The organism is Intrasporangium calvum DSM 43043, from assembly GCF_000184685.1.
GTDB classification, from domain to species: Bacteria; Actinomycetota; Actinomycetes; order Actinomycetales; family Dermatophilaceae; genus Intrasporangium; species Intrasporangium calvum.
On record NC_014830.1, the window covers coordinates 3,768,836 to 3,788,162 of the forward strand.

Consider the following 19,327-nt stretch of genomic DNA (forward strand, 5'->3'; position numbering starts at 1 on the left):
ACGCCTACTTCCCGGCGGACCTCAATGCGAACACCAGCATCGTCGCGAGCACCAGTGCGGCGCCGATCCACCCCAATGGGGCGAGGCTCGAGCCGCTGTAGGTGCCGAAGAGGACGAGCGGTGGCACCAGCAAGAAGACCCAGGCCCAGCGCCGCAGATCGCGAGTGGCGCGCTCCGTCATGATGTCCTCGCACAGTAGAAGATCGTCGTCGCGGTCACACTGCCTGCCGCAGCCACGCACGCAGCGCACAGGGTGCCGAAGCTGACCGCGCATACGACGCCGCAGGAGATCGAGATCGCGGTGACGACCCACGCGGACACACCTTGGCGATTCAGACAGTCCTTGAACTTCGACCACGACCACTGGGCAGTGATGACCTCGTCCTTCGCGGCTGCGCCCTCGGCCGAGTACGGCTCCACAGCCCCGAGCTCATCGACGATGATGTCGCGCTGGAGAGCGCCATCCGACCACAGGGTCAGTCGGCCCGCCGACGACAGCCCGAGGTCGCGAAGCAGGATCTGGGTGGCGCCGGAGAGGGCGCCTTCCTTATCGAAGAAGACGGTCAAGGTGCTCGGCTCGACAACCGCAGAGCCCTGGAGCTGGTACTGCACCATGTAGCCTTGGGCGAACTCTCGCACCTGAGCAGACGGTACATGAAGACCAAGACCAAGCGGGCCGTGAACCTCCACCTCCCCGGAAGCGATGAGCCGGTCCGCACGACTGAGCCACCTCTGACGCTGGCCCTTGTCCAGCAATCGTGACTGCGACTCGACCTCGGCGGCCCTCTCGACGAGGTGCTCGGCGCCGGGTACGTCGGCGAACCCGCCGTCGGTAGCACTGGACATGACGACCGTTCCTACCACCGGAGCGGGGGCTGGAGCTGCAACTCCGGGCAGCAGCGGGATCGTCGCTGCAGCGATGACGCTGACAAAGAATCCCCGAAACACTCGAATCCCCGATCTGTCGTGGCGCGGTGGCGCCTCGTGACATGCCGGAGACCGGTTGTCCCCCGACCGCAAAGGAACCTAGCGACGCTGAGCCGGGTGGGCAAGTTGGCGAGTTCGATTGCCACACATGTTGAATGATGTTCACCCTGTGGACGCACCGACTTTCGCCGCCTGCCCGTCTGCGTCAATGCAGGACGGCGCTCCGGGTCAGGGAATCCTGGCCCGCCCTTTGGGCGGGCCATCGTCAACTCCTGCGCCCGGACCACCTCCTCAATAGGGTGGCCCACATGAGCACCCGCAGTCTGGAGATCGCGCAGTCCATCGGCCCGGATCTCGTGGCCTTGCGGCGGCGGCTGCACCAGGTGCCTGAGATCGGGCTGGACCTCCCCCGGACCCAGGCCATCGTGCTCGAGTCGCTCGAGGGGCTCGGGCTCGAGATCACCACGGGGCACGCCCTGTCGTCCGTGGTCGCCGTCCTCCGCGGCGGGGCGGTCCCCGACGGGGAGCCCCGGCGGTCTGTCCTGCTCCGCGGGGACATGGATGCTCTCCCGGTGACCGAGGAGGTCGAGGTGGACTACCGCTCGACGAACGGCGCGATGCACGCGTGCGGCCACGACCTGCACGTCGCGGCGCTCGTCGGCGCGGCGCGGATTCTCGCCGAGCAGCGTGCCGAGCTGACCGGCGATGTCGTGCTGATGTTCCAGCCGGGCGAAGAGGGGCCGGGCGGGGCGGCCCCCATGATCAAGGAGGGCCTGCTCGAGGCGAGCGGCACCACGGTGAGTGCCGCCTACACCGTGCACGTGTTCTCTGCGGAGCACTCGCTCGGCACGTGGTTCGGGCGGCCGGGACCGCAGATGGCCGCCGTCGACGAGGTGACGGTTCGGGTCATCGGGCAGGGTGGTCACGGGTCGCAGCCGCACCGGGCCAGCGACCCGATCCCGGCGGCCTGCGAGATGGTGCTCGCCCTGCAGAGCCGGGTGACCCGGGGCTTCGACGCCTTCGACCCGGTGGTCGTGACGGTCGGACGGTTCGCTGCAGGCACCAAGGCGAACATCATCCCCGACGACGCCGTGTTCGAGGCGACCGTGCGGACGCTGTCGAGCGCCGCCCGGACCCAGGTGATCGCCGACCTCGAGCGGGCCTGCCGCGGGATCGCGCACGCCCACGGGCTCGAGGTCGAGCTCGCCTGGGCTCCTGGCTATCCCGTGACGGTCAACGACGAGAGCGAGTTCGACCACGCCCGCGACACGGTCATCGACCTGTTCGGCGCTGACCGGTGGGCGGACATGGCCGACCCGGAGCTCGGGTCCGAGGACATGGCGATCGTCTTCGAGCACGTTCCGGGGGCCTACCTCAACCTCAGCGCGTGCGCGACGGGCGACCCCGAGCTGGCCGACGACAACCACTCGCCGCGGGCCGCCTTCGATGACTCGGTCCTGCCGGACGCCGCGGCCTACCTCGCCGAGGTCGCCCTCCGCCGCCTCGCCACCCTCTGACGCAACACACCCGCTTACGTCCTGGAGGTGCCGCCTGCAGGGGGCATCAGCAGGACGTAAGCGGGTGTGTTGCGGGGTTTGGCCTGCACACTCGAGGTGTGGGGCGCAGCGCACCGCCCACTTGAGACGGGACTCTCTTTTCTTGACTCATTCCAGATCAGGTGGTTGAGTCGAGGGCGTGACCATGACGGACCCGACGACCATGCTGCGGGACGCGCAGCTCCGGGTCACCCGTCCACGCCTCACCGTGCTCGAGATCCTCGCTCACCACCCCCACGCCGACGCAGACACCATCGCCCGCAGCGCCCGTGACAGCCTCGGCAAGGTCTCGACCCAGGCGGTCTACGACGTCCTCGCCGCCCTCACCGAGGCCGGCCTCGTGCGCCGGATCGAGCCGGCCGGCTCCCCCGCGCGCTTCGAGCTGCGCGTCGGCGACAACCATCACCACCTCGTCTGCCGCGTCTGCGGCAAGATCGTCGACGTCGACTGCGCCGTCGGCGAGCGCCCCTGCCTGCACGCCTCCCACGACCACGGCTTCGAGATCGACGAGGCCGAGGTCGTCTACTGGGGGCGCTGCCCCGCCTGCAGAGCCAGCCGACCGGACGGCGCAACCGCGTCCGCTGACTGAGCCCAGCGGCATACGACCTGCTTCCGCCAACGCAACGCACACACAACACGAGGAGACACATGTCTGTCGAAGGACCCCGCCAGGACCCGGGCAATACCAAGCCGCTGACCACGGTCGCCGGCGCACCCGTCTGGGACGGCGAGAACAGCGTCACGGCCGGCCCGCGCGGCCCCATGCTCCTCCAGGACGTCTGGTTCCTGGAGAAGCTCGCCCACTTCGACCGGGAGGTCATCCCGGAACGGCGCATGCACGCGAAGGGCTCGGGCGCCTACGGCACGTTCACGGTGACGAACGACATCACCCAGTACTCCTGCGCCAAGATCTTCGCCGAGGTCGGCAAGCAGACCGAGATGTTCGTCCGCTTCTCCACCGTCGCCGGTGAGCGCGGCGCGGCTGACGCCGAGCGCGACATCCGCGGCTTCGCGGTGAAGTTCTACACCGAGGAGGGCAACTGGGACATCGTCGGCAACAACACCCCGGTCTTCTTCTTCCGCGACCCGCTGCAGTTCCCCGACCTCAACCACGCGGTCAAGCGCGACCCCAAGACCAACCTGCGCAGCGCGGAGAACAACTGGGACTTCTGGACCAACCTCCCCGAGGCGCTGCACCAGGTCACCATCGTCATGTCCGACCGCGGCATCCCGGCGAGCTACCGCCACATGCACGGCTTCGGCTCGCACACGTACTCGTTCTACAACGCCGAGGGGGAGCGCTTCTGGGTCAAGTTCCACCACCGCACCCAGCAGGGCATCAAGAACCTCACCGACGCCGAGTCCACGGCCCTCATCGGCGAGGACCGCGAGTCGCACCAGCGGGACCTCTTCGAGGCGATCGAGAACGGCGACTTCCCGAAGTGGAAGCTCTACGTCCAGGTGATGCCCGAGGCCGACGCGCTCAAGGTCCCCTACCACCCGTTCGACCTGACCAAGGTGTGGCCGAAGGGTGACTACCCGCTCATCGAGGTCGGCGAGTGGGAGCTGAACCGCAACCCGGAGAACTACCACGCCGAGGTCGAGCAGGCCGCCTTCTCCCCGGCGAACGTCGTGCCGGGCATCAGCTTCTCGCCCGACCGGATGCTGCAGGGGCGGCTCTTCTCCTACGGTGACGCGCAGCGCTACCGGCTCGGCGTCAACCACCACCAGATCCCCGTCAACGCCCCCAAGGCGGCCGGCACCGTCAACAGCCCGCACCGGGACGGCGCGATGCGGATCGACGCGGGCGCGACCCCGGCCATCACGCCGAACTCCTACGGCCGCTACTCGAGCCAGCCGCAGTACCGCGAGCCGGCGTGGCGGATCGACCCCTCCGCGGACCGGTTCAACCACCGCGAGGACGACCAGGACTACTACACGCAGCCGGGCATCCTCTTCCGCGAGAAGATGACGCCGGAGCAGCAGCAGGCCCTCTTCGAGAACACCGCCCGGGCGATCTCGGGCGCCTCGAAAGAGACGATCGAGCGCCACATCGCCAACTGCACCAAGGCCGACCCGGCCTACGGCGCCGGCGTGCGCGCGGCGATCGACGCCCTCAACGCGGCCGCCGCCGAGGCGGACGACGTCGCCAAGGGCGCGGCCAACGCCAACGCCCCGGTCGACGGTGCCCCGGTGGACCGTTCGGACGACATGGCCGACCTGCTCTGACGCTCACCGGACCAGGAAGCCCCGCCACCCCGGAATGGGGGGCGGGGCTTTCGGCTGTCGGTCAGCGGCGGGCGGCCACTGCGAGCAGACCGCCGGCGAGGCCGAGGTTCTTCAGTGCCTGGGTGCGATGCATGGCCCGGGCCGTCGGGTCCGACTCCTTCCAGAACGCGTGGCCGGCGATCGTCGTCGGCACGAGGGAGGCCACCAGTCCGAGCGCGGCCGCTCGCGGCAGGATGCCGAGGGCGAGCGCGGCGCCCCCGACGGCCATCGCGGCACCGTTGAAGCGAACGGCCGCCTCGGGGTTCGGCAGGCCGAGGTTCGCGGCGGACACGACACGGCCGCCGGGGTCCGAGGCCGCCCCGTAGCCGAGCCAGGCGAACGTCGCCCCGAGGGCGAGACGGGAGAGCCGGTCACCGGCTGATGCGGCGAAGGACATGGCTGCTCCTGTTCGTTGGGTTGGCCGGACCACGGCGTATGCCGCTGGGCTCGCTCGGAGCCCAGCGGCAGCTCAGCGGTCGGCTGGGTGGGTCAACAGCACCGGCCCTGCGGGTTCTGCTCCAGCCAGTCCATGTGCTCCCGCCAGAACTCCTTCTCGGTCGGGGGCTGCTGGTCCGGATGGTTGGCCGCGAGGTGGGCGCAGTAGCGCTCGTAGGCGTCGGCGCCCATCACCCCCCGTAAGTAGCCGACGGCCCCGCGGGCGCCCGCCAGGCCCCCCGAGAAGAGTCTCGAGAGTCCCGACGGGCTGGCCTCAGAGGATGCGCGCATGCTCAATGGTGCCGCACCGGCCGCGTCACGGGAACCTTCTCCCACTCCTCCTCGAGCTCGCGCTCGGGCGGTGTCGGGAAGAGGCTGGCCGGCGCGAAGATCCGCGACTCGACGCGCGGGTCCTCCGTGTCGACGCCGACCTTGCCGCGCAGGGCCCGCACGGTCGCGATGAGCGATGCGATCAGGACGATGAGCGTCAGCACGACGAAGACGACCGACAGCGTCCCCTGGACCGTCGTGTTGCGCACGACGGCCTCCATCGCCTCGACGGTCTTGGCCGTGCCCAGGCTGGTCTTGCCGTCCTCGAGAGCAGTGCGGAAGGCGTTGTTCTGGGCCCAGTAGCCGACCGCCGGCACCGACGAGAAGATCTTGAACATCGACGCCGTGACGGTGATGACCGCCGCGAAGGCCAGCGGGAGGATGACCACCCACAGGTACTTCGACTCCACCTTGCGAGCGACGATCGTCATGACGACGGACAGCGCGATCACCGCGAGCAGCTGGTTGGCGATGCCGAAGAGCGGGAAGAACGTGTTGATCCCGCCGAGCGGATCGGTGACGCCGAGGAGGAGGATGTAGCCCCACCCGGCGACCATGATGGCCGTGCAGATCCACGCCCCCATGGTCCACGACGTGTCCTTGAACCTCGGGATGAAGTTGCCGATGGTGTCCTGGAGCATGAAGCGCGCGACTCGGGTGCCCGCGTCGACGGCGGTGAGGATGAAGAGTGCCTCGAACATGATCGCGAAGTGGTACCAGAAGCCCATCAGCGCCGTGCCGCCGAACCACTGGTGGAGCACCGTGGCGATACCGACGGCGAGGGTCGGCGCCCCACCGGTGCGGGAGACGACGGACTCCTCGCCGACGTTGCGCGCCAGCTCGGACAGCATGTCGGGGGTGAGGTTGACTCCGGACAGGCCGAGCGAGTTGACGAAGGCGACGGCGCCCTCGACAGTGCCGCCGGTCGCGGCTGCCGAGGAGTTCATCGCGAAGTAGATCCCGCGGTCGATGGTGATCGCGGCCACCAGGGCCATGATCGCGACGAACGACTCCATCAGCATGCCGCCGTAGCCGAGGAAGCGCGTCTGGCGCTCCTTCTCCACGAGCTTGGGGGTCGTCCCCGATGAGATGAGGGCGTGGAAGCCGGACAAGGCTCCACAGGCGATGGTCACGAAGAGGAACGGGAAGAGCGACCCGGGCACCACTGGCCCGTCGTCACGGCTCGCGAACTCGGACACGGCCGGGAAGTTGACCTCGGGCCGGACCACGATGATGGCGATCGCGAGCAGGAAGATGACGCCGATCTTCATGAAGGTCGACAGGTAGTCGCGCGGTGCGAGCAGCAGCCAGACCGGCAGCACCGCGGCGATGAAGCCGTAGATGATGATCATCCAGGCGATCGTGGTCCGGTCGAGGTGGAAGAGCTCCGCTCCCCACGCCGACTCGGCGACCCACCGGCCCGAGATGATGGCGAACATCAGCAGGACGAAGCCGATGACGGAGACCTCCATGACCTTGCCCGGCCGGAGGAACCGGAGGTAGACGCCCATGAAGAGCGCGATCGGCAGCGTGAGGCCGACCGAGTAGACGCCCCACGGGGAGGCGCCCAACGCGTTGACGACGACGAGCGCGAGGATCGCCGTGATGATGATCATGATGGTGAGCGTGGCGATGAGAGCGGCCGTGCCGCCGACGATGCCGAGCTCCTCGCGGGCCATCTGCCCGAGCGAGCGTCCACCACGCCGCATCGAGAAGAACATGACGAGGTAGTCCTGCACGGCTCCGGCGAGGACGACGCCGACGATGATCCAGATCGTGCCGGGCAGGTAGCCCATCTGGGCCGCGAGGACGGGTCCGACGAGCGGTCCGGCGCCGGCGATCGCGGCGAAGTGGTGACCGAAGAGCACCCGCCGGTCGGTCGGCATGAAGTCCTTGCCGTTGTCCCGGTACTCGGCGGGGGTGGCTCGGGTGTCGTCCGGCTTGGTGATGTGACGCTCGATGTACTTCGAGTAGAACCGGAAGGCGATGAGGTACGTCGAGACCGCGGCGAAGACGAACCAGATCGCGTTGATGGTCTCACCACGGACGATGGCGATCATCGCCCAGGCGACGGCGCCGACGAGGGCCACGACGACCCAGGTGACGATCTTCTGCGTAGTCCAGCGCCGGTCGTACTCGTCGGCGACCTGGGGATCCACCGCCGCAGGCGGCAGCTCGGTCTGATCAGGGGCGATGTTGCTCATCTACCTCACCTCTCGGGGACGGGATGCAGGCGGCACGCCGAGCGGCCGAACGTCGGCCTCCGGCGGTCACGTCGTCGTACGCTACTCCGCCGCACCCGCCGCGAGGCGTCCCGGGTGGGGTGTCTTCTCGCTCTTTTTGCGGGCCGACCCCGACCCCCTAGCTGAGGATGTCGACCCGCCGGAACCGCCGGTACGCGAGCAGGGTGAAGGCGACCGCCCACACGAGGGACCAGAGGGTCCCGTGGACCATGTCGGTCCACTGGGGCTCGATCGCGAGCGCGTCCTGCCAGGCGCGTCCGTAGTGCCCGGGGAGGGCATTGCGGTAGGGCTCGAGGGCGTCGAGCTGGTCGAGGATGTTGGCGAGGATGTTGATGAGCACGGCGCCGCCGACGGCCGCGAGCGGCGCGTCGGACCGGGTGCCGAGCCAGAAGGCGATGGCGGCGATGGGCAGCAGCGTGATGAAGATGTAGCCGCAGGCGAGCACGAGCCGCGGCAGGAACTGGCCCCAGGTGAGGTTCTCGCCGAGGGGGTTGGTCAGCGGGTCCCAGCCGTAGGCGATCCCACCGACGAGCAGCGCCCACGCGGGCAGGAGGGCGGTCGCCAGCGCGGTCGAGGCGAGGCCGATGACCGCCTTGCTCGTGAGCAGCCGCGCGCGCCGCACGGGCGCGACGAGCAGGTAGCGCAGCGAGGACCACGAGGCCTCGCTCGGCACGGCGTCGCCGCAGAAGAGCGCGGCGATGAGGATGAGGAGCAGCTCGGAGGCGAGGAAGACGACGACGAGGCTGAAGTTCGCCGCACCGCTCTGCGCGAGGTCGAAGATCCGGGACGCCGCGCTCCCGCGCCGGTTCTCGGCGTCGTCGCCGAAGGCGAAGGCGATGACGAGGATGAGAGGCAGCGAGAGGAGCAGACCGAACGCGACGAGGGTGCGCCGGCGCCCCCATTGCCGTCCCCACTCGGCGCGCCACGACAAGGGGTCGCGCACCCGGGTGATGCCGTCTGCCGCCCCACGGGGGCTCCGCCACCGTGCACTCCCGTCGTGCTCCTGGCCTGGGCTCGCTTCCAGCGCAGGCTTGCTCGTCTTCGGCTGGGTCATCGGGCCCGCACCTGCCTCAGTCGTTCGATGAGGGACGCGTCGCCGGACTCCGTGGAGCCGGACCCGTTGGCGGACCCGTTGGCGGACGCGCTGGAGATGACGCCGAGGAAGACCTCCTCGAGGTGCCGCCTGCTGCTCACCCCGACGACGGGCAGGCCGGTCTCGACCGCTGCGGCGACGACCTCGACGCGGGGGCGCTGCGCCACGACGACGACGCGGGTCCCGGTGTCGCGGCGCACCTCGGTGATCCCGTCCACGCCCCGCAGCGCCCCGAGCCGGCTCGGGATCCCGGGCGACTCCGAGTCCTCGTCGGCCTCGACCGCCGCGGGGTCGAGGTCGAGGATCGTCGTGTCGTCGCTGTCGACGAGGTCGGCGACGAGGCCCCGGGTCACGACGCGACCGGCGTGCATGACGACCACGTGGGTGCACGTCATCTCGACCTCCGCCAGCATGTGGCTGGAGACGACGACGGTGCGGCCGGTCTCCGCGTAGCGACGGAGGATGGGGCGCATCGCGGCGATCTGGGGCGGGTCGAGCCCGTTGGTGGGCTCGTCGAGGACGAGCAGCTCGGGCAGACCGAGCATCGCCTGGGCGATGCCGAGGCGCTGCTTCATCCCGTGGCTGTAGGAGCGCACCGGCCGGTCGACGGCCCCGCCGAGCGCGGCCACCTCGAGGACGTCGTCGACGTGCGCCTCAGCCAGGGGGCGGCCGGTGGCCGCCCAGTACGCCTCGAGGTTCTGGCGCCCGGTGAGGTGCGGCAGGAAGCCGGGGCCTTCGATGAGGGCGCCGACCCGCTCGAGGACGTCGGACCCGGCGGACACGGGCTCGCCGAGGACGTGGACGGTCCCCGAGTCGGGCGCGATGAGGCCCATGACCATGCGCATCGTCGTCGTCTTGCCGGCGCCGTTGGGGCCGAGGAGCCCGACGACCTGGCCCTTCTCGGCACGCCAGGACACGCCGTCGACGGCCCGGTGGCCGTCGGCGTAGGACTTGACGAGGTCGGTCACGACGAGGGGGACGTCGGCGAGGTCGGGCCGCGGTTCCTCGTGCCGCCGCTGCCGCCGCCGCCACAGCGCGGTGCCGACCGCGAGGAGGAGCAGCGCCGTGAGGATGCCGATGGCCAGGGCCGACTCGGTGTCGGTCCCGGCGATGGACGTGCCGACGGGGGTGGCTTCGACGACGGGCACGGTGAGGTCCGCCCCGGCCTCGATGGCGATGCGCGCCGGCTCGCGGTCGTTGGCGTAGGACGCCTCGGTGCTCGTCAGGAGGACGCGCCAGCGGCTCCCGGTCGGCATCTCGTAGGTGGCGGCGGGGAGCGAGACGGTCACCGTCGTCGGTCGGCCCGGGGTCACCGGCAGCCGGATCGGGGCGACGAGCGACACCGGCAGGGTGGCCTGCTCACCCGAGATCCGCCACAGCGAGGCGAAGAGGGTCACCGTCGGTCGGTCCGAGGTGACCGTCACGGTGAGGGTCGGCGATCCGGCCACGGTCAGCGAGCGTGGCGCCGGCTCCGTCTCGAAGGCCGTCGAGAGCCCCGGCAGGGCCGCGATCTGGTAGGTCGACACGGTGGTGCCGAGGTTCGCGAGGCCGGGGACCGCGACCATCGACGCCGGCTGGCCGCCGGGCGGGTGGAGCAGGGCCCCCGTCGTCGCGGCCAGCGGAAGTCGCGCGGTCGCCACGGTCGCGGTGTCGCCGAGGCCCGGGTACTCGGGCATCGTCCACAGGTCCGCGGGCTGTCCGCGGCGGCTCGAGGGGGTCGGGAAGGTGAAGCCCGGCACCGGCCGGGCCGACTCGCGCGACGCGCCGTCGCGGACGTAGTGGTCGAGCCAGGCCTGCGCCGCCTCGGTCTCCTCCGCCTCACGGCTGCTCGGGCCGTCGTGCCCGCCGTCGCTCCACCGGACGGCGAACGGGGTGCCGGACGCCGCGAGGGCGCGCGCCGTCGCGTCTGCGTGCTCGAGCCCGAAGAGGGAGTCGGCGATGCCCTGGACGAGCAGGGTCGGGGCGGTGACGCGGTCCAACGTCGGCCGCGGGCTGTTCCTTCGCAGCTGGGCGACGAGCTCACGGCTGGGCGCACCCGTCTCGGACGCCTCGAGGAACTCGGCGCAGATCGTGGGGTCGAAGCGGCCGCACGTCGTGGGCGGCACGTTCTGCACACTCGAGCGGGGGGAGGCGTTGGCGCCGAGGAAGAAGTTCGACGCCCAGACCTGCTTGAAGGGGCCCGGCGTGTCGATCGGCTTGCGTCCGGCGGGGGTGGGGCCGGTCGCCGTCGTCGCCGACTGCGGGAAGAACGCATCGGCGAGGTCGTTCCACGTGATCGCCGCGACGACGGCGTCGACCCGCGGGTCGGCGCCGGCGAGCATGAGGCCGAGCGCACCGCCGTAGGAGCCGCCCATCACCCCCACGCGCGGGTCGCCTGTCACGTCCTGGACCACGTCGGGTCGGGCCGCCACGAGGTCGACGAGCGCCTTGGCGTCGGCGATCTCGAAGTCCGGGTCGTTGAGATGGATCCGCCCGCCCGAGGCGCCGTGACCGCGCGCGGACCACGTCACGACGAGGTAGCCGCGCTGCTGCAGGTCGGTCGCCTCCGCCGCCACCGAGTCCTTGGAGCCACCGAAGCCGTGGGCGAGCAGGACGGCAGGGTGGCGCCCTCCGCCGGCCGGCGTCCAGACCTCTGCGTCGAGCGTCACCGGGCTGCCGTCCGCCTCGGCACCGACCGGGACCGAGAGGTCCTGGGACGCGGCCGCGGTGGTGGTCGCTCCGACGGTGGGCCCGCCCCACGCGGGCGCCGTCAGGGCCGCACTGGCGGTCGCCACCACGGCGAGCCCGAGCGCGACCAGACCGGCACGGAGCCGGGGCGGGCGGGCCCGCGATGACAGCGACATTGCCCAATTGGACCACGGCAGGACGCCCGTCCCGGACGGATCAGGCTCGGGGGGCGCCCCGCTCCAGCAGGTAGGCGACGACGAGGCACGTGATGAGGACGATGGCCGGCGGGAGGAGCCGGGCCGCGCCCTCGAGCTCGAGCCACTCGTAGGGCGCCACCGTGAAGTCGAAGAGCTCGAGCTCGAGCAGGTACCGGAGCATCGGGAGGAAACCGAAGACGAGGCCGACGGCGCCGATGACGTTGATGAGGAAACGGCGACCGGCTCCGGTCTCGCCCGCTGCGGGCTGGGTCACTCCGCCACCTCGAGCAGGTGGGTGCGCCCGAACATCTCGGCGGCCTGGCGGGCGGTCGGGGTGCCCGTGTCCAGGTCCGCCCCCGCGGCGACGAGGGCGCGCACGACCGGCTCCTCCCCCTTGAAGATCGCGCCCGCGACCGGTGACTGGTCCCGGGAGTTGCGCAGGTCGACGTCGGCGCCCCGGGCGAGCAGGGCGAGCACCGTCTCCTCCCGCCCGTGGTACGCCGCGAGCATGAGGAAGCTGTTGCCGTCGGCGTCGGTCATGTCGACGGGCACCCCGTGGTCGAGGAAGTCGAGCAGGTCCGCGGTCTGCCCGGTGCGCGCGAGCTCCATGGCGATGTCGATGATCCGCCGCCGTTCCTCGGGCGAGAGCGATCGGGATCCGGGGGTGTCTGTCATGCCCACCAACCTACTGACGGCACCGGCCAGTGAGGGCGAGCCCAGCGGCATACGCCCCGGTTTGCCCCTGCTGCTGTCCGGGACCCGGGACGGAATGGCAACTCGCGAGTAACCGGGATAGAAACGACCGCATGGCTACCACTGCACTGCGCGGCACCCCCGTCGAGACGACCGGAGACCTGCCCACCGTCGGCGACGTGGCACCGGACTTCGTCCTCGCGGGCGCCGACCTGACCGACGTCCCCCTCAAGCACGGCACGCGGCTCGTGCTCAACATCTTCCCGAGCATCGACACCGGCGTCTGCGCCCAGAGCGTCCGCCGCTTCAACGAGCTCGCCGGCGACCTCGACAACACCGAGGTCATCTGCGCGTCCGAGGACCTGCCCTTCGCGCTCAAGCGCTTCTGCGGCGCCGAGGGCATCGACAACGTCGTCGCGGCCTCGAGCTTCCGGTCGACGTTCGGCGAGGACTACGGGGTCACCCTCGCGGAGGGCACGATGCGGGGCCTCCTCGCCCGGTCCGTCGTCGTCATCGACGAGGAGGGCACCGTGCTCCACACCGAGCTCGTGCCCGACATCTCGCAGGAGCCGGACTACGACGCGGCCCTCGCCGCCCTCAGCTGACCAACGATCGAAAGAGCGGTTCGCGACAGAGTTCATGTCGCGAACTGCTCTTTCGATTGCCTTTCGATCAGGGGGTGTCGGCGTCGACCCAGTCGAGGGTGCGCTGCACGGCCTTCTTCCAGTTGCGGTAGAGGCGCGCGCGCTCGGCCGGGTCCATCGACGGCGACCAGCGCCGGTCCTCGCCCCAGTTGGCGGTCACCTCGCTGGGACCCGACCAGTACCCGACCGCCAGCCCAGCGGCATACGCCGCCCCGAGAGCCGTCGTCTCGGCCACCCTCGGGCGGACCACGTCGACGCCGAGCAGGTCGGCCTGGAACTGCATGAGGGTGTCGTTGACGACCATCCCGCCGTCGACCCGCAGCTCGGTCAGCGGGACGCCTGAGTCCGCGTTCATCGCGTCCAGCACCTCGCGGGTCTGGAACGCGGTCGCCTCCAGGGCCGCCCGCGCGAGGTGGCCCCTGTTGACGAAGCGGGTCAGCCCCACGAGCGCGCCCCGCGCGTCCGGCCGCCAGTGCGGCGCGAAGAGCCCCGAGAACGCGGGGACGAAGTAGGCGCCGCCGTTGTCGTCGACCGATGCCGCCAGCGTCTCCACCTCGGCCGCGTCGCGGATGAGGCCGAGGTTGTCACGGAGCCACTGGACGAGTGACCCGGTGACCGCGATCGAGCCCTCGAGGGCGTAGACGGGCGCAGCCGAGCCGAGCCGGTAGCAGACCGTCGTCAGCAGCCCGTTCGCCGACGGCACGATCTCCTCCCCCGTGTTGAGGAGCATGAAGTTGCCGGTGCCGTAGGTGTTCTTGGCCATTCCGGGCTCGAGGCACGCCTGGCCGAAGGTCGCCGCCTGCTGGTCGCCGAGGATCCCCGCCACCGGCACGTCGAGCAGGATGCCCGGCTGGCAGGTGCCGTACGTCTCCGACGACGAGCGGATCTCCGGGAGCATCGCGACGGGCACCCGCATCTCCGCGGCGATCGCCTCGTCCCAGGCGAGCGTCCGCAGGTCCATGAGGAGCGTGCGGCTCGCGTTGGTCACGTCGGTGACGTGGACGCCGCCGTCGGGACCGCCGGTGAGGTTCCACAGGATCCAGGTGTCCATCGTCCCCGCGAGCAGCTCGCCCCCCTCCGCGCGGTCCCGGGCGCCGTCGACGTGGTCGAGGATCCAGCGGATCTTGGGCCCGGCGAAGTACGTCGCGAGCGGCAACCCGGTCCGCTCCGCGAAGCGGTCGGGCCCGACCGCGCCGGCGAGCTCGTCACAGATCGCCTGGGTCCTCGTGTCCTGCCACACGATCGCGTTGTGGACGGGCCGCCCGGTGGCGCGGTCCCAGACGACGGTCGTCTCGCGCTGGTTGGTGATGCCGACCGCGACGATGCGCTTCGCGTCGAGGTTCGCCTTGCCGAGGGCGCCCCCGACGACGGCCCGCGTGTTCTCCCACACCTCGAGGGGGTCGTGCTCGACCCAGCCGGCCCGGGGGAAGATCTGACGGTGCTCGCGCTGGTCCATCGCGACGATGCTTCCGGCACGGTCGAACACCATGGCCCGCGTGCTCGTGGTCCCCTGGTCGATCGCGACGACGTAGTCCATGCGCCGACCGTAGCGCCCGTCCCGTCGTGGCCGGCTCGCCACACCTCAGCCGTATGCCGCTGGGCTGGCTCGCGCGGCCCGGCCGGGTCCCCGGGGCGGGCGGAGAGGGCCGACACCGGGTGGTGACGGCCCTCTGCTGCTGCAGTGCTCAGGTCGTTGCCGCTACTTGGCGGGCCGGACCTCGACCTGCATGAACCCGGTCGGGTTGATCTTCACGATCCGGATCTGCGTCCCCGTGTTGGGGTTCATCACACTGCCCCCCGGGTTGGCCGGGTCGTAGTACGTCGTGCGGTCGTCGAACACCGGGACAGCCGGAAGGCTGGACACCGGCGACAGGACACCGCCGTGGTGGATGTTCGGGATGCCGTCCGTCGGCGCGAGGGTGAACGTCGCGTCGTACGTCTGGATCCGGTTACGCCAGACGTCGTTGTCGACCCGGTAGAGCGCCTGGTAGTGGGCGTCGATCGGCAGGAGCAGACCCTGACCCGGGTGTTCCGAGACGTTGTTGTCGGGCTGCGACGTGTCCCACAGGTTGATGAGCAGGCCGTCCTGGTAGGCGAAGTGGTCGACGTAGTCCGGCATGTCCGGGTAGCCGAAGTAGTACGGGCCGGTCTTCAGCGTCGAGTCGTAGCCCCGGTAGGTGCGGTACTCGGCGACGTAGTACTGGCTGTACTCTTTCGACTCGGTGCCCGTGGTGATGCGGAAGCCGTTGAAGGTCCAGCCCGCATCCGCCTCGGCACCGTCGATCGGAGAGCCGGTGACGTTGATCTCGTCGACCATGAAGCCGGCCTCGTTGACGCCGCCGTCGCTGTTGTAGCCGAAGCCGAGCAGGACGTCGCCGGAGTAGGCCGACAGGTCGGCGGTGAGCTCGACCCACCCGTCCGAGAAGCCGTCGATGCCGCCGGCCTTCACGCTCGAGTTGGACAGGTTCGTCGGCACGGTGGCCCACGTGGTGCCCCCGTCGGTGGAGACGATGACGCTCGCGTAGTCGTAGCCCTCCTCGATGCCGTAGTTGACCATCGCGGAGAGCGAGGCGCCCGCCGGCAGCGTGAACGTCCGGTACATCTTGTTGTTGAGGTTGTTCGCCGAGCCGCTGAAGTAGAACTTCTCACCGGCATAGGGCTCGGCGATCTGCTCCGTCACCGCCTTCGTCGGCAGGACGACGAAGAGCCCCTGCGCCTGTCTGGTGTTGAACTCCATCGGGCCCATCCTGTGAGCCGACCTCGCACCTGCGCGTGCCACCTCGTAGTTGAGCCAGCCGAGCTGGAACTTCTCCCACGCGCCCATGTGACTCGACTTCGAGCCGATGTCCTCCGTGCCGTCGCCCATCCACGAGCCCGAGGACATGAGGGTCCAGAAGCCAGTGCCGTTCTCGCCGCCGGACGTGTCGTAGAGGTCTGGCAGGCCGAGGTCGTGGCCGTACTCGTGCGTGAAGACGCCGACGCCGCCGTTCTCCGGCTGGATCGTGTACTTGCCGACCCAGATGTCGCTGTCGCCGATCTGGATCCCGCCGAGCTTGTTGTTCGCCGGGCCGGTGACGCCGATGTCGCCGTAGAAGGCGTACCAGCTGTGGCTCCAGATGGCCGCGTCGCCGAGGACACCGCCGCCGGCCTCGTTGCCCTCGCCGGCGTGGACCGACTGGAAGGTGTCGATGTAGCCGTCCGGCTCGTCGAAGTTGCCGTCACCGTCGTAGTCGTAACGGTCCCAGACGTCGAACTGGCTCAGGTACTCGTTGATCTCCGCGGGGGTCTTCCCCGCGGCGACCTGCGCGTCGTACCAGCCGTTGACGGAGTCCTCGAGGAAGTACCAGACCGCGTTGCCACCGGCGGGGTTGTCGATGTCATCGTCGTAGCTTGCGGCCTCACCCGGCACCTGGATCCAGTCGGTGACGTCGCCGTGGACCGTGTAGCGGTTGGAGGACTGCTCGATGTAGAAGTTGCGCATCGAGTTGGCACCCTTGGAGTCGTCGAACAGCAGGTCCACGTAGGACTGTCGGTCGAAGTCTGTCCGCCACATCGTCGTGTTGTTGACAGCGCGGTCCGGCTCGGGGATCTGGTTGTGCTCCAGGTCGTCGAACTCGCCGAGCACGGTCCAGAGGGCGCCTTCACCCTCGCGCTGAAGCTGGACGTACTGGCCCTTGGCGGCCTCGTAGGCCTTGCCCTTGGCCTTCCCGCTGAGCCTGGCCTCCAAGGCCTTCTGCTTCAGCTCGAGCTGGTTGCTCGTGAGCGGGTCCATCCGGTTGTCGGTCCGCTGGGGTCCGGACCGGCTCTCTCCGTTGGGGCCCTGCGCCGCACCCGCGGCCGCGCCGGACGTGCCACCCGGGCCCGTGGGACCGGTGACGCCTGCGGCGTAGACGGGGGCGACGGCAGTGACGGCCAACACGACGCCGAGCGGCAGTGCCCGGCGAACGAGTCGATTCATGTGACGCCTCACTTCCGTGGGGCCGGCCCGACCGTCGGGCCACGCCCGTGGGGTCCACGCTGGCACTCGCAGGTGCCCTGCGGTAGGTATCTCGCGCGGTGTGACCTACGTCATGCCGGCTGGGCTGGGACCGACACATCGTCACGAAGCCGGCCCAGCGGCATACGGCCAGCGACAGCGGAGCGCCTTGGCTAGGGTGGGAACGTCACCGCACCCGACGTGAGGGGAAGGGCATGACGACTCCGGTGCGCCTCGACGCGGACTACCGCTCGGCGGCCTGGAGGCGGCTGGCCGGCAAGCACTTCGACGTCCTCGTCGTCGGCGGTGGGATCACCGGGGCCGGTGTCGCGCTCGACGCAGCCACGAGAGGGCTCGCCACCGCCCTCGTCGAGCAGCGCGACTTCGCGTCGGGCACGTCGTCCCGCTCCTCCAAGCTCTTCCACGGGGGACTGCGCTATCTCGAACAGATGAACTTCGACCTCGTCCGCGAGGCCCTGAGGGAGCGCGACCTCACCCTCAAGACGATCGCACCGCACCTCGTCCGCCCGGTGTCGTTCCTCTACCCGCTCACCGGACGCGGGTGGGAACGGCCCTACGTCACCGCCGGACTCACCCTCTACGACTCGATGGGCGGCACGCGCTCGATGCCGCGGCACAAGCAGCTGACCCGCAGCGGCGCGCTGAAGCTGGCACCGGCCCTCAAGCGGGAGTCGCTGACCGGCGGGCTCCTCTACTACGACGCACAGACCGACGACGCCCGGCACACGCTCACGACGGTCCGCACCGCAGCCGCCTACGGGGCCACCGTCATCAGCTCCACCCGGGTGACGGGGCTCCTCCGGGCGGGTGAACGGGTCGTCGGCGCCGTCGTCGAGGACGTCGAGACGGGCGAGCGCCAGGACGTCCACGCGTCGGTCGTGATCAACTGCACCGGCGTCTGGACCGACGAGATCCAGGAGATGGCCGGCAGCCGTGGGCACTTCCACGTCCGCGCGTCGAAGGGGGTCCACGTGGTCGTGGCCCGCGACCGGATCAACTCGGAGACGGGCCTCATCCTGCGGACCGAGAAGTCGGTGCTCTTCGTCATCCCGTGGGGCACCCACTGGATCATCGGCACGACCGACACCGACTGGGAGCTCGACCGCGCCCACCCCGCGGCGACCCGCGCCGACATCGACTACCTCCTCGAGCACCTCAACACCGTCCTGAAGGTCCCCCTCACCCACGACGACATCCAAGGGGTCTACGCCGGTCTGCGTCCCCTCCTCTCCGGCGACTCCGCCCTCACCGCCCAGCTCTCGCGGGAGCACGCGGTGGCGCGCCCGCAGCCCGGCCTCATCTCGATCGCCGGCGGCAAGTACACGACGTACCGGGTCATGGCGCAGGACGCCGTCGACGCGGCCCGGGAGGACATCGGCGGCGACGTCAGCGACAGCGTCACCGAGTTCATCCCCCTCTCCGGCGCGGAGGGGTACGTCGCGCTCGTCAACCAGCTCGACCGGCTGGCCCGCAAACAACAGCTTCCCGTCTGGCGGGTCCGCCACCTGCTCGAGCGCTACGGCTCGCTCGTCCACGAGCTCTTCGCCCTGGCCGAGGACGACCGGAGCCGGTACGAGCCGGTCCCCGGCGCAGAGGAGTACCTCAAGGCCGAGATCGTCTATGCCGCGACGCACGAGGCCGCGCTCCACCTCGACGACGTCCTCACCCGGCGCACCCGGATCTCGATCGAGACCCCGCACCGGGGTGTCGACAGCGCCCGGGCCGTTGCCGAGCTCGTCGCGCCGGCGCTGGGCTGGGACACCGGCCGCATCGAGGCGGAGGTGGCCGCCTACGTCGCCCGGGTCGAGGCCGAGCGGGAGTCGCAGCAGGAGCTGGTGGACTCCGAGGCGAACGCCGAGCGGCTCAGCGCCCCCGACCCCCGCCGGATCCCGGCCAGCAGGCAGTAGGCCCGGGTGTGAGCACGCACCGGCGGTTGCTCGTCGCGCTCGGCGCGGCAGTGACCCTGATCGTCGCGGCGTGCAGCGCGGGCGAGCCGAACGGCGTCGTCCCCGGACCTGTCGGCACCGCCGACACCACCGCCACCACCACCGGCACTGGAGGGGCAACGTCGCAGCCCACCACCGCCCCGCTGCGGGCCGGTGAGAAGCTCACGCGAGTGGTCATGTCCGCCGGCTACCTGCCCCGGGCGCCGCATGGCGGCACCGATCGGGGTGACCCGGTCCTGAGGCACGCGCCCGCTCAGGCGTACGGGTTGAGTCGTGAGGACATCTGATCCTGCTCCTGACGTTGCGGTGCTGGTTCTGGCTCGACCAGCCC

The 19,327-nt window shown here is 70.4% G+C and carries 17 protein-coding genes; 6 read left to right on the forward strand and 11 right to left on the reverse strand.

Annotated features, from left to right (window positions below; all coding sequences use genetic code 11):
- Nucleotides 1–4 precede the first annotated feature (4 nt).
- Nucleotides 5–181 (reverse strand): hypothetical protein, encoded by a 177-nt coding sequence (locus INTCA_RS19935; protein ID WP_013494196.1) that lies wholly within the window; start codon nt 179–181, stop codon nt 5–7.
- On the reverse strand, nt 178–846 hold the full coding sequence (locus INTCA_RS17175; RefSeq protein WP_013494197.1) for a hypothetical protein: 669 nt from the start codon (nt 844–846) through the stop codon (nt 178–180). The genes INTCA_RS19935 and INTCA_RS17175 overlap by 4 nt, the downstream gene beginning before the upstream one ends.
- Before the next feature lie 389 nt (nt 847–1,235).
- Between INTCA_RS17175 and INTCA_RS17180 the strand changes: the two genes are divergently transcribed.
- The 3 genes from INTCA_RS17180 (at nt 1,236) to INTCA_RS17190 (ending at nt 4,712) form a co-directional block, all read left to right on the forward strand.
- Entirely contained in the window at nt 1,236–2,444 is a 1,209-nt protein-coding gene (locus INTCA_RS17180; protein ID WP_013494198.1) for a M20 metallopeptidase family protein, read from the forward strand.
- A gap of 184 nt (nt 2,445–2,628) precedes the next feature.
- Nucleotides 2,629–3,072 (forward strand): Fur family transcriptional regulator, encoded by a 444-nt coding sequence (locus INTCA_RS17185; RefSeq protein ID WP_013494199.1) that lies wholly within the window; start codon nt 2,629–2,631, stop codon nt 3,070–3,072.
- Between the two features lie 59 nt (nt 3,073–3,131).
- Nucleotides 3,132–4,712 carry a catalase gene (locus INTCA_RS17190; RefSeq protein ID WP_013494200.1) on the forward strand — a complete coding sequence of 527 codons (1,581 nt, stop codon included), beginning with the start codon at nt 3,132–3,134 and terminating at the stop codon, nt 4,710–4,712.
- Between the two features lie 61 nt (nt 4,713–4,773).
- Here INTCA_RS17190 and INTCA_RS17195 read toward each other — a convergent pair whose 3' ends face one another.
- The 7 genes from INTCA_RS17195 to INTCA_RS17225 all read right to left on the reverse strand — a co-directional run bounded on the left by INTCA_RS17195 (nt 4,774) and on the right by INTCA_RS17225 (nt 12,391).
- Nucleotides 4,774–5,148 (reverse strand): DoxX family membrane protein, encoded by a 375-nt coding sequence (locus INTCA_RS17195; protein ID WP_013494201.1) that lies wholly within the window; start codon nt 5,146–5,148, stop codon nt 4,774–4,776.
- A 92-nt stretch (nt 5,149–5,240) separates the two neighbouring features.
- On the reverse strand, nt 5,241–5,477 hold the full coding sequence (locus INTCA_RS20510; protein WP_013494202.1) for a YbdD/YjiX family protein: 237 nt from the start codon (nt 5,475–5,477) through the stop codon (nt 5,241–5,243).
- A gap of 2 nt (nt 5,478–5,479) precedes the next feature.
- Nucleotides 5,480–7,720, reverse strand: coding sequence for a carbon starvation CstA family protein (locus tag INTCA_RS17205; RefSeq protein ID WP_013494203.1), 2,241 nt, complete (start codon nt 7,718–7,720; stop codon nt 5,480–5,482).
- 157 nt (nt 7,721–7,877) lie between these two features.
- Nucleotides 7,878–8,813, reverse strand: a complete 936-nt coding sequence (locus INTCA_RS17210; protein ID WP_013494204.1) for an ABC transporter permease — start codon at nt 8,811–8,813, stop codon at nt 7,878–7,880.
- Nucleotides 8,810–11,695: an alpha/beta fold hydrolase gene (locus INTCA_RS17215; protein WP_013494205.1), complete on the reverse strand. Its 2,886-nt coding sequence runs from the start codon at nt 11,693–11,695 to the stop codon at nt 8,810–8,812. The genes INTCA_RS17210 and INTCA_RS17215 overlap by 4 nt, the downstream gene beginning before the upstream one ends.
- Nucleotides 11,696–11,735: 40 nt before the next feature.
- Complete coding sequence (locus INTCA_RS17220; RefSeq protein WP_013494206.1) at nt 11,736–11,990, reverse strand: hypothetical protein; 255 nt, start codon at nt 11,988–11,990, stop codon at nt 11,736–11,738.
- Nucleotides 11,987–12,391, reverse strand: coding sequence for an ankyrin repeat domain-containing protein (locus INTCA_RS17225; protein WP_013494207.1), 405 nt, complete (start codon nt 12,389–12,391; stop codon nt 11,987–11,989). The genes INTCA_RS17220 and INTCA_RS17225 overlap by 4 nt, the downstream gene beginning before the upstream one ends.
- 131 nt (nt 12,392–12,522) lie before the next feature.
- Between INTCA_RS17225 and tpx the strand changes: the two genes are divergently transcribed.
- The gene (tpx, locus tag INTCA_RS17230) at nt 12,523–13,014 is read left to right on the forward strand and encodes a thiol peroxidase (RefSeq protein WP_013494208.1); all 492 of its coding nucleotides are present in this window, start codon (nt 12,523–12,525) and stop codon (nt 13,012–13,014) included.
- A 67-nt stretch (nt 13,015–13,081) separates the two neighbouring features.
- On the opposite strand, the gene glpK is transcribed toward tpx, so the two are convergent.
- Entirely contained in the window at nt 13,082–14,590 is a 1,509-nt protein-coding gene (gene glpK, locus INTCA_RS17235; protein WP_013494209.1) for a glycerol kinase GlpK, read from the reverse strand.
- Between the two features lie 162 nt (nt 14,591–14,752).
- The gene (locus INTCA_RS17240) at nt 14,753–17,011 is read right to left on the reverse strand and encodes an immune inhibitor A domain-containing protein (protein ID WP_013494210.1); all 2,259 of its coding nucleotides are present in this window, start codon (nt 17,009–17,011) and stop codon (nt 14,753–14,755) included.
- Nucleotides 17,012–17,244: 233 nt separating this feature from the next.
- Between INTCA_RS17240 and INTCA_RS17245 the strand changes: the two genes are divergently transcribed.
- Nucleotides 17,245–18,957 (forward strand): glycerol-3-phosphate dehydrogenase/oxidase, encoded by a 1,713-nt coding sequence (locus INTCA_RS17245; protein ID WP_013494211.1) that lies wholly within the window; start codon nt 17,245–17,247, stop codon nt 18,955–18,957.
- Nucleotides 18,958–18,965: 8 nt separating this feature from the next.
- A complete protein-coding gene (locus INTCA_RS17250) occupies nt 18,966–19,283 on the forward strand; it encodes a hypothetical protein (RefSeq protein WP_013494212.1) in 318 nt (105 codons plus the stop codon).
- Nucleotides 19,284–19,327: the final 44 nt, after the last annotated feature.

Bases quoted from the DNA above. Each gene is read 5' to 3' on its own strand.
- INTCA_RS19935 (WP_013494196.1), bottom strand. From the start codon at position 181: ATGACGGAGCGCGCCACTCGCGATCTGCGGCGCTGGGCCTGGGTCTTC.
- INTCA_RS17175 (WP_013494197.1), bottom strand. From the start codon at position 846: ATGTCCAGTGCTACCGACGGCGGGTTCGCCGACGTACCCGGCGCCGAG.
- INTCA_RS17180 (WP_013494198.1), top strand. From the start codon at position 1,236: ATGAGCACCCGCAGTCTGGAGATCGCGCAGTCCATCGGCCCGGATCTC.
- INTCA_RS17185 (WP_013494199.1), top strand. From the start codon at position 2,629: ATGACGGACCCGACGACCATGCTGCGGGACGCGCAGCTCCGGGTCACC.
- INTCA_RS17190 (WP_013494200.1), top strand. From the start codon at position 3,132: ATGTCTGTCGAAGGACCCCGCCAGGACCCGGGCAATACCAAGCCGCTG.
- INTCA_RS17195 (WP_013494201.1), bottom strand. From the start codon at position 5,148: ATGTCCTTCGCCGCATCAGCCGGTGACCGGCTCTCCCGTCTCGCCCTC.
- INTCA_RS20510 (WP_013494202.1), bottom strand. From the start codon at position 5,477: ATGCGCGCATCCTCTGAGGCCAGCCCGTCGGGACTCTCGAGACTCTTC.
- INTCA_RS17205 (WP_013494203.1), bottom strand. From the start codon at position 7,720: ATGAGCAACATCGCCCCTGATCAGACCGAGCTGCCGCCTGCGGCGGTG.
- INTCA_RS17210 (WP_013494204.1), bottom strand. From the start codon at position 8,813: ATGACCCAGCCGAAGACGAGCAAGCCTGCGCTGGAAGCGAGCCCAGGC.
- INTCA_RS17215 (WP_013494205.1), bottom strand. From the start codon at position 11,695: ATGTCGCTGTCATCGCGGGCCCGCCCGCCCCGGCTCCGTGCCGGTCTG.
- INTCA_RS17225 (WP_013494207.1), bottom strand. From the start codon at position 12,391: ATGACAGACACCCCCGGATCCCGATCGCTCTCGCCCGAGGAACGGCGG.
- tpx (WP_013494208.1), top strand. From the start codon at position 12,523: ATGGCTACCACTGCACTGCGCGGCACCCCCGTCGAGACGACCGGAGAC.
- glpK (WP_013494209.1), bottom strand. From the start codon at position 14,590: ATGGACTACGTCGTCGCGATCGACCAGGGGACCACGAGCACGCGGGCC.
- INTCA_RS17240 (WP_013494210.1), bottom strand. From the start codon at position 17,011: ATGAATCGACTCGTTCGCCGGGCACTGCCGCTCGGCGTCGTGTTGGCC.
- INTCA_RS17245 (WP_013494211.1), top strand. From the start codon at position 17,245: ATGACGACTCCGGTGCGCCTCGACGCGGACTACCGCTCGGCGGCCTGG.